At 31.7% G+C, this 11894-nt stretch carries 10 protein-coding genes; 6 read left to right on the forward strand and 4 right to left on the reverse strand.

Annotated elements, in window-relative coordinates:
- The first annotated feature begins 42 nt into the window (after positions 1-42).
- From APS56_RS12085 to APS56_RS12105, 5 genes are all read left to right on the forward strand, one after another.
- Entirely contained in the window at positions 43-504 is a 462-nt protein-coding gene (locus tag APS56_RS12085) for a hypothetical protein (RefSeq protein ID WP_054728502.1), read from the forward strand.
- A gap of 185 nt (positions 505-689) precedes the next feature.
- Positions 690-4094 (forward strand): isoleucine--tRNA ligase, encoded by a 3405-nt coding sequence (ileS, locus tag APS56_RS12090; RefSeq protein WP_054728504.1) that lies wholly within the window; start codon positions 690-692, stop codon positions 4092-4094.
- A gap of 3 nt (positions 4095-4097) precedes the next feature.
- Positions 4098-4478, forward strand: a complete 381-nt coding sequence (locus tag APS56_RS12095; RefSeq protein WP_054728507.1) for a TraR/DksA family transcriptional regulator — start codon at positions 4098-4100, stop codon at positions 4476-4478.
- Positions 4479-4579: 101 nt separating this feature from the next.
- Positions 4580-5200 (forward strand): lipoprotein signal peptidase, encoded by a 621-nt coding sequence (locus APS56_RS12100; protein WP_054728510.1) that lies wholly within the window; start codon positions 4580-4582, stop codon positions 5198-5200.
- 54 nt (positions 5201-5254) lie between these two features.
- Complete coding sequence (locus APS56_RS12105; RefSeq protein ID WP_054728513.1) at positions 5255-7141, forward strand: hypothetical protein; 1887 nt, start codon at positions 5255-5257, stop codon at positions 7139-7141.
- Here the strand turns inward: APS56_RS12105 and APS56_RS12110 are convergent.
- Genes APS56_RS12110 through APS56_RS12125 form a run of 4 tightly spaced genes read right to left on the reverse strand, consistent with a single transcriptional unit; the run spans position 7138 to position 9973 of the window.
- The gene (locus APS56_RS12110; RefSeq protein ID WP_054728516.1) at positions 7138-7701 is read right to left on the reverse strand and encodes a 5-formyltetrahydrofolate cyclo-ligase; all 564 of its coding nucleotides are present in this window, start codon (positions 7699-7701) and stop codon (positions 7138-7140) included. The two genes, APS56_RS12105 and APS56_RS12110, sit on opposite strands and share 4 nt — an antisense overlap.
- Complete coding sequence (locus APS56_RS12115) at positions 7701-8675, reverse strand: succinylglutamate desuccinylase/aspartoacylase family protein (RefSeq protein ID WP_054728519.1); 975 nt, start codon at positions 8673-8675, stop codon at positions 7701-7703. Before APS56_RS12115 ends, APS56_RS12110 begins: the two co-directional genes overlap by 1 nt.
- On the reverse strand, positions 8676-9551 hold the full coding sequence (gene rimK, locus APS56_RS12120) for a 30S ribosomal protein S6--L-glutamate ligase (protein WP_054728523.1): 876 nt from the start codon (positions 9549-9551) through the stop codon (positions 8676-8678).
- Complete coding sequence (locus tag APS56_RS12125; RefSeq protein WP_054728526.1) at positions 9548-9973, reverse strand: ATP-dependent zinc protease family protein; 426 nt, start codon at positions 9971-9973, stop codon at positions 9548-9550. Before APS56_RS12125 ends, rimK begins: the two co-directional genes overlap by 4 nt.
- A 127-nt stretch (positions 9974-10100) precedes the next feature.
- Between APS56_RS12125 and uvrC the strand changes: the two genes are divergently transcribed.
- Positions 10101-11894, forward strand: a complete 1794-nt coding sequence (uvrC, locus tag APS56_RS12130; protein ID WP_054728529.1) for an excinuclease ABC subunit UvrC — start codon at positions 10101-10103, stop codon at positions 11892-11894.

Raw genomic sequence — 11894 nt, forward strand, 5'->3', positions numbered from 1 at the left:
TAGAATAAAAAGAACTAATGCTTGTTGTAAAAAATTAAATTTATGAAGCAAATAATGATTCTTGTTGTCCTGGTTACTTTAACTGCCTGTGGCCCTAAAGTGAAAAAATCGATAGATAATATTATAAAGGAAACAAACAGTTATGTTTCTGAAATAAATACGAACAGGCAGTTGACCAAAATTAGTTCGGAAGGTGCTTTAACTGATCCCTCGGGATTTAAGGATAAAGGACATTATGCTTTAAATAATTATTACAGTAAATCAGACGATGAATTGTATCGAATTGAAAACATAGAAACTACAAATGAAGTAGTAGCAGAAAACTTTTATTTTAAAGATGATAATCTTGTTTTTATTAGTACTCAAACTAATAGAAACACTCCTATGAAACTATATATCTATAAAGGGAAAGTGATAAATCAGTCCGGTATAGATTTGGTATATCAAAACATACTATTAAACAAAGTTAAGCTACTTAAAAGAGAGTTCAAAAACAGGATTTAAAAAGATATATTATTCTTTTGAACTTAATTTTTAAATGTTTATTAATTAGGTATTGCTTGATAATAATTTTCATTTTATTTCTCTTCATAAATACCATTCTTGTGATTATGAACTCTTTTGTTTTAAAACCGCAACTATTTTATCAAAATTCCTTAAATTCGCGAACTTATAAGAAATTCAAGTAAATGAGCACTAAATTTCCTGAATATAAAGGACTTGACTTGCCTAATGTGGCAGAAGAAATCTTAAACTATTGGCAAGAAAACAACATTTTTGAAAAAAGTGTTACCACACGTGAGGGCAACGAAACTTTTGTGTTTTTTGAAGGGCCACCTTCAGCAAACGGATTGCCTGGGGTACACCATGTTTTGGCAAGAGCGATAAAAGATATTTTTCCGCGCTACAAAACTATGAAAGGTTTTCAAGTAAAACGTAAAGCAGGTTGGGATACACATGGTTTACCTATAGAGTTGGGTGTTGAAAAAGAATTAGGGATCACAAAAGAAGATATTGGTAAAACTATTTCAGTAGAAGATTATAATGCTGCTTGCCGAAAAGCAGTTATGCGGTACACAGACGTTTGGAACAACTTAACCCAAAAAATGGGCTATTGGGTTGATATGGACGACCCATATATTACTTACAAACCAAAATATATGGAATCGGTTTGGTGGTTGTTAAAAGAAATTTATTCTAAAAAATTAATGTACAAAGGCTATACTATTCAGCCTTATTCTCCAAAAGCTGGAACTGGTTTAAGCTCTCACGAAGTTAACCAACCAGGAGCCTACCAGGATGTTACAGATACAACTATTGTAGCTCAATTTAAAGCTATTGAAAATACACTGCCAGATTTTTTACAGAATGAGGGGGATATTCACTTTATAGCCTGGACTACAACACCTTGGACACTTCCAAGTAATACCGCATTAACTGTTGGACCTAAAATTGATTATGTTTTAGTTGAAACGTATAATCAATATACATTCAAACCTATGAATGTAATTTTAGCAAAACCATTGGTTAGTAAGCAATTTGATAGTAGGTTTAAAAGAGTTGAAGAAAAATCAGCACTTTTAGAATATGAAGATGGCGATAAAAAAATTCCATATTACGTAGTAAAGGAATTTAAAGGAAAGGACCTTGTTGGTATAAAATACGAGCAATTATTACCATACGCCTTGCCAAATAATAATCCTGAAAATGCATTTAGAGTTATTTCTGGAGATTTTGTAACAACAGAAGATGGAACTGGAATTGTACATACTGCGCCAACTTTTGGGGCAGATGATGCCTTGGTAGCAAAACAAGCTACTCCAGAGGTGCCACCTATGTTAGTGAAAGATGAGAATGGAAACTTAGTCCCTCTTGTAGATTTACAGGGTAAATTCAGACCAGAAATGGGAGAGTATGCCGGAAAATATGTGAAGAATGAGTATTATGAAGAAGGTGATGCTCCCGAGCGTTCGGTAGATGTTGAAATTGCTATTAAATTAAAAGAAGAAAATAAAGCCTTCAAGGTTGAAAAGTATAAGCACAATTATCCGCATTGTTGGCGTACTGATAAGCCAATTCTTTATTACCCATTAGATTCTTGGTTTATCAAAATTACTGATGTTAAAGAACGTATGCATGAACTCAACACGAGTATCAATTGGAAACCAACATCAACAGGTACGGGGCGTTTTGGTAATTGGTTGGCAAATGCAAATGATTGGAATTTATCACGTTCACGCTATTGGGGCATTCCGTTGCCTATTTGGAGAACAGAAGATGGTAAAGAAGAACTGTGTATAGGTTCAGTTGAAGAATTAAAAAATGAAATGCAAAAAGCCGTTGAAGCAGGTGTCCTTTCAAAAGATATTTTTGCAGATTTTGAAGTGGGGAACAATTCCGAGGAAAACTATGCTAAAATTGATTTACATAAAAACATAGTTGATGAAGTAGTTTTAGTATCTCCTACAGGTCAAAAAATGTTTCGTGAAAGTGATTTAATAGATGTTTGGTTTGATTCAGGTTCTATGCCTTATGCCCAATGGCACTACCCGTTTGAAAACAAGGATTTAATTGATAAAGGGACCACTTTTCCTGCGGATTTTATTGCCGAAGGTGTCGATCAAACACGTGGGTGGTTTTATACGCTTCATGCTATTGGTACCATGGTTTTTGATTCGGTAGCCTATAAAAATGTGGTGTCTAACGGTTTGGTTTTGGATAAAAATGGACAAAAAATGTCCAAACGTTTAGGAAATGCAGTTGATCCTTTTGAAACTTTAGGGAGTTACGGAGCAGATGCCACCCGTTGGTATATGATTAGCAATGCCAACCCTTGGGATAATTTAAAATTCGATTTAGAAGGTATTGAAGAAGTTAAACGTAAATTTTTCGGAACGCTTTATAATACCTATTCGTTTTTTCAATTATATGCTAATTTAGATAGTTTTAATTATAGTGAAGCAGAAATTTCTGTGAGTAAGCGTCCAGAAATTGATAGATGGATTCTTTCAGAGTTAAATACACTAATAAAGAAAGTTGATACTTTTTATGCTGAATACGAGCCTACAAAAGCAGCACGTGCTATTTCAGATTTTACACAAGATTATTTAAGTAATTGGTATGTGCGTTTATGCAGAAGACGTTTCTGGAAAGGTGATTATGGACAAGATAAAGTTTCCGCTTATCAAACACTTTATACGTGTATGGAAACCATAGCAAAATTAGGAGCCCCTATTGCACCATTTTTTATGGATAGGTTATATTTAGATTTAAATAAGGCCACTCAAAAAGAAACTTTTGAAAGTGTACATCTATCAGAATTTCCAAAGCCTGATGATGCATTAATAGATAAATCATTAGAGCGTAAAATGGAAGCGGCTCAGACAATATCTTCATTAGTATTATCGTTACGAGCTAAAGAAAAGATAAAAGTACGTCAGCCACTTCAAAAAATTATGATTCCTGTTACGAGCGTACAACAAAAAGAGGAAATTTTAGCAATTTCAGATTTAATAAAGCACGAAGTTAATATTAAGGAAATAGAATTGTTAGAGGAGGCTTCAGACATTTTAGTGAAACAGATAAAACCTAATTTTAAAACTTTAGGGCCTCGATTTGGAAAAGATATGAAAGCCATTGCTGGTTTAGTTACTAACTTTTCAGCAGAAGATATTAACAAAATTGAACTAAACGGTAGTTTAGATATTGAAGTTAACGGAAAAAATATAACTTTAGCACTTGATGATGTGGAAATTACATCACAAGATATTGAAGGTTGGTTGGTGGCTAATGAAGGTAATTTAACCGTTGCTTTGGATGTTACTATCACTGATGATTTACGAATGGAAGGCGTAGCTAGAGAGCTTGTAAACCGTATTCAGAATTTACGTAAGGATTCAGGTTTTGAAGTAACTGATAGAATAGATGTTAAATTGCAAAATGATAAGCAAATCGTTACTGCTATAAATACTAATATGTCGTATATTAAAGCAGAAACTTTAATAGAAGAGTTAGAAATTATTGATATATTAGACGACGGTATAGAAATTGCTTTTGATGATGTAAATACCAAATTGTTTATCCAAAAACATTAAATTATGAGTACAGATGCGAACGTAAGATATTCAGATAAAGATTTAGCTGAATTCAAGATTTTAATAAAGGAAAAGATAGAAAAAGCAAAGCACGATTTAGAGCTTATTAAAAGTGCCTATATGAATGATCATAATAATGGTACTGATGATACATCGCCAACATTCAAAGCTTTTGATGAGGGTAGCGAAGTTATGAGTAAAGAGTCAAACTCTGCTTTGGCCATTCGTCAAGAAAAGTTTATTCGTGATTTAAAAAATGCTTTAATACGTATTGAAAACAAAACCTATGGTATTTGTCGAGTTACAGGAAAGTTAATTAACAAAGAGCGTTTAAAATTAGTGCCGCATGCTACGTTAAGTATTGAAGCAAAAAACATGCAATAAATTATTTTTAAATTATATATTTGAAACGTCTCATTTTTGAGGCGTTTTTCATTTAAACACTTTTGTCATTTCTATAATAACCGAAGTCTAATAAGCAAAGCATGTCCTTAAAAAAAGCCATTATTCTAATCATTATTGTTTTACTTATTGACCAAATAAGTAAAATATATATTAAAACAAATTTCCAACTTCAAGACAGTGTAGAAGTTTTTAAATGGTTTAAAATTTATTTTATTGAAAATGATGGGATGGCTTGGGGTACAAAAATTAGTGATTTTGCGACATTTATTTCAGATAGAACAGCTAAGGTAGCATTAACAGTGTTTCGAGTTTTTGCCATTTTTGGAATTGGTTATTGGCTTGTAAATGCCGTGAAAAATAAAAACTCTAAAATACTAGTGCTTTCAATTGCTTTAATATTTGCAGGAGCATTAGGTAATATTATAGATTCTGTTTTTTATGGAGTGCTGTTTAGTGATAGTTACGGGCAAGTGGCTTCGTTTTTGCCAGAAACTGGAGGTTATGATCATTTACTTCACGGAAAAGTAGTAGATATGTTATATTTTCCACTATGGAAAGGCTTTTTACCTGAATGGTTACCTTTATGGGGTGGTGAGCATTTTATCTTTTTTAATCCAGTTTTTAATGTTGCCGATATGGCAATAAGTACCGGATTTATCATGTTAGTATTGTTTAATGGAAAGGCTTTTTCAAAACATTAAATAATAGAAAACATTTACTATCTTTATAGAACTATTCTTCCAAATTTTCAATTAATGAAAGGTAAATCGTTATTCGTAATTTCATGTTTATTATTTATTTCTAACATAGCTTTATCTCAAAATACGTTTGATATTATTTTTAATGCGAAGGATAGAGATCAAAAATGTAAAGAATGTATTCAGGCTTTTCGTCAAAAACCTAAGGAAGTCCGGTATTCTATAATTAGAGAAAATAACGACCTTTATTTTGAAATAAACAATAAAAATTGGTTTCTTTTAGTTTTTAAAAATCCAGATGATGGTATTGCTATAGATGTTGTTTTAAAAGATCGATATGCCTGTGAGAACGAATCTCTTAGTAAAAACCAAATATTAGGCTCGTTACTTAAGCCTGTTTATTCCGAAGAATTAAAAAGTGGTTTGATTTCTACAGAACAGAATGTATTTAGGGTAAAAGTAGGCGAAATACCTAAAGAAATTATTAAGAACGACTTAGAATATAACATCTTATTCCTAGGGAAAAAAAATCTTTGCCAATATTATGTAACTTATGATTTAGATTACTATTCATGGGGTTTATTAGACATGGGTTTATATTTAGATTTTTTAACCTATGACACCAAACAAATAAGGTCTTCTGCAAACGAAAGTACTACGATTGAAAACAAAGCATTAAAATTTATAATTCCTTTTGAGAAAAACAAAGCCGATTATTCTCAAGCCTATATAAAACCAATTTTTGATACATTAAAGCTTACTGATTATGATATCAAGTCTTTAAATATAAAGGCATATTCATCTATTGAAGGAGCGTCTAGTCGTAATGCAGAACTACAAGAACAACGAGCAAATAATATTGTTTCTGCATTGCAAAAGATTCAACAACCTACTATTGAAAGAGTTGTCTCTTCGTCAGAAAATTGGGTTGAATTCTTTAATGATATTGGGGGAACTAAATATGAGTATTTAAAGTCCTTATCTAAAAACGAAGTTCGAAAATTAATGATAGGAAATATGGCTAAAGAAATGGAAAATATCTTAAAAAACCATAGAAAAGCAGTGGTGGAATTAGAGTTAGAAAAAAAGCTAAAGCATAAAAGCGAATCTACTTCTTTACTGTTAGCCGATTTTAATACATCAATATCTGAAGAAAAACTTGAAAGAGCAAAAGAGATTCAAAATTCAATTTTTGATAAAATTAAAGCACAAGAAACTTCTGTAGAGTCTTTACAAGAAATGGTGATACCAAAACAAGCTAAATATGCCCAATTAATCAATAAAAACTTAGTTTATAAGTATGTTTTAGACGAACGTTTAGCATTGGTTGTTTATAATGAATTGCTTGAACTTGAAAAACTTGTACCAAATGATGCAAAGGTAAAATATAACATAGTTGCACTTCAAATAAAATTATTGAGATATAAGGCTATAGGGATTGATGAATCTAATTTAATAAGGGATATAAATGCGCTAAGGAAGTATGGAATTAATAAATCGCTTATTACAAGAATGATGGTAAATTTCCATATAGTTGTTGCTGATAAATTTATGAAAAATAGCGATTTTAATAATAAAGAGAAATCTGTTGATTTTGTAAATAGTAATTACAAAAAGTTCCCTTTGTCTAATTATGATTATTTGAGTTTAGCTCAGTTTTTTAGTTTTTATGGTAATTATAATTTAGCAGTGGAGTTGCTCGAAAGAAAAGCAAGAAGTATAGATATTGATGAGAATTTATTGTTTTACTATTTAAACCTAACATTAATTGATAAGGAACTAACCAAAGATTCCAATTACCGAACCATTTTACTAAATGCTTATAATATGAATAAAGAACGGTTTTGCAAACTGTTTAATTCTACAGATAAAGGTGGAGTAACATTTCAGCTGTTAGAGAATCCATATTTGCGAAATACATATTGTGAGAATTGCGATAATTAAAAGCTATAAATTTTCTTGGCTGTTACGCAATAATCCAACGGGATATCACTTTTAAAAACATCTAAAACCTCATTTTCAGCTTCAAAAAAAGAGAGACCAATTTTTATAGTATGAGGTTTGCAGTTGGCTAAAAAGCAGTCGTAAAATCCTTTGCCATAACCTACTCGATTTCCATGGGTATCAAAAGCTAAAAGAGGAATAAAAACTACTTCAATTTTATCTGAAGCAATAGGAATGCCATCCACAGGTTCAGGAATGTTGTATTTATTTTTTTTAATAAGTGTGTTGTCTGTTAAAAGGAAATGAGTCATTTCACCTGTTTTAAAATTACTTTTAGAAATAATGATATGCTTGTCTTTTCCAGATAAAATATTCAAAATATAATCTGTATCTACTTCTTTTTGTTCTTCAATAGAAAGAAAAATATGGTAGAAGGAAAATTCCCAAACAGGTAATTTTAAAAGTTGATTTGCAATAGATAAACTTAAATGGTCCACTTGGTTTTCAGACAAATTGTTACGAAGTGCTTTATATTTTTTTCGTAATTCAGTTTTGGTCATTACCGTTTTAATTTTGATGATATATGAAATAATGCATCCCCTTGATATACAATTGGTGATTCGTTTACATTAATAATATAGCCTGAATTTTGAGCTTTTACAAACTGATTAAATTTTCCATATGGGTCGGTAATATTACCTATTACATCCCCTTTTTTAATTAGGCTTCCAATAGGAATGGATGCTCTAAACATACCAGAAAAATTAGCGCGTTGCCATCTGCTTTCATTTATAAATACACACTCTTTTTTTGGTTTTGACACAGTGAATTTAGTGTTTAACATACCTAAAAAATGTAATACACGTTTGGAACCATTTACACCAGAGTTGGTAATAACATCATCTATATGGAATGATTTTCCACCTTCAAAAAGCAACATAGGTTTTCCTAATTTAAAGCAGGTGTCTCTAAAGGATTTATTTAGGTTTTTTGAGTACAAAACAAAAGGCGCTCCAAAAACTTTAGCTAAATTATTTAGTTGTTTGTTTTCTTTTATAATGCGAATTTGTGGGGCATTAAAACGCCCAGAACCTCCCGTATGAAAATCTATGATATAATCTACATTTGGAATCACATCATGTATCAATTTGTGGGCAACACGACTTGCTAATGAGCCATCAATTGTACCAGGGAATACCCGGTTTAAATCTCTGCCATCAGGAAATTCCCGTTTTAAATTTATAAATCCAAAAATATTGATTACAGGAATACAAATAATAGTCCCTATTTTTGGTTTGTTAATGCCTTTGGCAATAAGTTGCCTTACTATTTCTACGCCATTTACTTCGTCGCCATGAATACCTGCTGTAAACAAAACAGTGGGACCTGGTTTTTTTGACCGTTCTATAATAATAGGAACATCTACAGAAGAGGATGTATGTAGTTTTGCAACATCAAAATTGATTTCCTTGCTTTCGCCAGGATGAATTTTGGTGTTTAAAATAGTTAATATGCTATTTTTTTGGACTATCATTTATTTTCTGTTACGTTCAATATATGTGATAATATTTTTAGCGATATTTTTCCCAGTAGCATCTTCTATTCCTTCCAAACCGGGAGTAGAATTGACTTCTAAAAGTAGAGGGCCACGGGATGATTGTAACATGTCTACCCCACAAACAGGTAATTTTAATACGCGTGAAGCATTTTGAGCCAATCGCAGTTCGTCTTCGCTAAGTTTAATAATATTAGCAGAGCCACCACGATGTAAATTAGAGCGAAATTCACCTTCTTTTCCTTGGCGTTTCATAGCGCCAACTACATGCCCATCAACAATCAAGGCTCTAAGGTCAGCGCCTTTGGCCTCTTTTATAAATTCTTGAACAATAACACGGGCTTCAAGGCCGTTAAAAGCTTCTAAAACAGATTCAGCAGCATTTTTTGTTTCAGCCAAAACCACCCCCAAACCTTGAGTGCCTTCTAATAATTTTATAATAACAGGAACGCCACCTACGTGTTCAATAACTTCTTCAACATCTCTGGAATAATTGGTAAATACCGTTTTTGGCATGCCTATTCCCGCTTTGCTTAAACGTTGTAAGCTTCGCAATTTATCTCTAGAACGTTGTATGGCATCGGAGGTTGCAATGGTAAATACATTCATCATTTCAAATTGACGAACCACTGCGCATCCATAAAAGGTAATAGATGCACCAACTCTTGGAATAACGGCATCTACATAATCTAAATACCGGTCTTTATAATAAATGGTAGGTTTTTCTTTTTCAATAATAATATCGCATTTAAGCGGGTCAATAATTTCAACAGCATGTCCTCTTTTTTTCGCTTCTTCAAACAATCTTTGTGTAGAATATAGTTGAGGGTTTCTAGATAATATAACAATGTTCATAATGTTTTTAAATTAAAAGATACTTGCTGTAAATCTACATCTACTATAAATTTACGTTTTAAAAATTGTTTGCCTATTAATACAGGAAACTTCATGTCGTCTCGCGTACTTAATGTTAAATTGATTTTATATGTTTTTCCAAAAATGAGAACTTCAGATTTAATTTTATATCTATTTTCTTTAAAACCATTACTGCTTTTAACATTGGTGCGAGAAAATGTATCAAAAACGACTTCTTTTCCACTAAAATTAGGATGGTTTTTGCTATAAAAAGTACATCTTAAGCGATTTCCTTCTTCTGTTATTTTAGAACAATGTATGGCAGAGGTATAGGCTCCCGTGTCAATTTTAACATCAATGTCAAATAAATTGAGTTTTGGAAAGTCTATTTTATCAACACTACCAATAATTTTTTTGCTCATTTTAGGTTTTTAAAAGGAATGCAAGGTATTAAAATAGTGGTTTAATAAAACATTTTATAAAAAAAGTTTAATAGATTTATCAGGGTGTAATTCTATAATAAAATATTAAAATAATTATCTTTGAAGTATGCCTGAAACAACCTTAGAGTTACAACTAAAAACGCTGCCAAATGCTCCAGGAGTTTATCAATATTATGATGAGGAGGGAACGATTTTGTATGTTGGAAAAGCTAAGAATTTAAAAAAAAGAGTCAGTTCTTATTTTACAAAAACTCATGATAATGGAAAAACTCGGGTACTTGTAAAAAAAATAGTTAGCATTAAGCACATTGTCGTTGATACAGAAACAGATGCCTTGTTATTGGAGAATAATTTAATAAAAAAGCATCAGCCGCGCTACAACGTTATGCTAAAAGATGACAAGTCTTATCCGTGGATTTGCATAAAAAAAGAACGGTTCCCTCGAGTGTTTTCAACAAGACGTGTTTTTAAAGATGGTAGTGAATATTTTGGCCCTTATACTAGTATGAAAACGGTTTCTACTTTGTTGGATTTAATAAAAGGCTTGTATCATTTACGGACTTGCAATTACGTTCTGTCTGAAGAAAATATAGAAAAAGGCAAATACAAAGTCTGCTTAGAATATCATTTAGGAAACTGTAAAGGGGCTTGCGAGGGTTTAGAAACAGAGGCGGAATATCAAGGGAATATTACAGCTATTAAAGAAATTTTAAAAGGGAATTTTAAAGATTCTTTATCGCAGTTTAAAGTACAAATGAAACAATATGCAAATGACTTAAAATTTGAAGAAGCTCAAAAAATAAAAGAAAAAATTGATGTTTTAGAAAATTACCAAGCAAAATCTACTATTGTAAACCCTAAAATAAGTAATGTGGATGTGTTTTCTATCATGAGTGACGAAAGTTACGGATACGTTAATTTTTTGCAACTGTCCTATGGCTCCATTATTCGATCACACACTTTAGAGATAAAAAAAAAATTGGAAGAAACGGATAAAGAATTGTTAGAGCTTGCCATTACAGAAATCAGACAACGTTTTCATTCTAAATCAAAAGAAATATATGTGCCTTTTAAGGTAGATTTAGGTGACAACATAAAAGTAACAATTCCTAAATTAGGAGATAAAAAACATATTCTTGATTTATCGCTCCGGAACGCTAAGTATTACAGAATGGAGCGTTTTAAACAAGTAAAAATCACAGACCCTGATAGGCATGTAAAACGGATTATGGCCCAAATGAAAGTAGATTTAAGACTTTCTGAAGAACCACGTCACATCGAGTGTTTTGATAATTCCAATATTCAAGGTACTCACCCAGTGGCTGCATGTGTGGTGTTTAAAAATGGAAAACCAAGTAAAAAAGACTATCGTCATTTTAATATTAAAACCGTGGAGGGACCAGACGATTTTGCCTCAATGGAAGAAGTAGTATACAGGCGTTATAAAAGAATGTTAGATGAAAACAAATCGTTGCCACAGCTTATTATTATTGATGGAGGAAAAGGGCAATTGTCTTCAGCTTTAAAAAGTTTAGACGCTCTTAATTTAAGAAATAAAATAGCTATTATCGGAATTGCTAAACGTTTAGAAGAATTATTTTACCCAGGTGATCCAATTCCCTTATATTTAGATAAAAAAAGTGAAACACTCAAAATTATACAACAATTACGTAATGAAGCGCATCGTTTTGGAATTGAGCACCACAGAAATAGGCGTAGTAAAACGGCATTAAATACGGAGCTTGAAACCATTCCAGGTATTGGTGAAAAAACCACTGTAGACCTTTTAAAGCATTTTAAGTCTGTAAAGAGAGTTGCTAATGCTAAGTTAGATGAGTTGGAAGTAGTTGTTGGAGTTTCAAGAGCAAAGAAAATTTATAATTATTATCATACTAAATAA

Origin of the sequence: Pseudalgibacter alginicilyticus, from assembly GCF_001310225.1 — a bacterium.
Taxonomy (GTDB): domain Bacteria; phylum Bacteroidota; class Bacteroidia; order Flavobacteriales; family Flavobacteriaceae; genus Pseudalgibacter; species Pseudalgibacter alginicilyticus.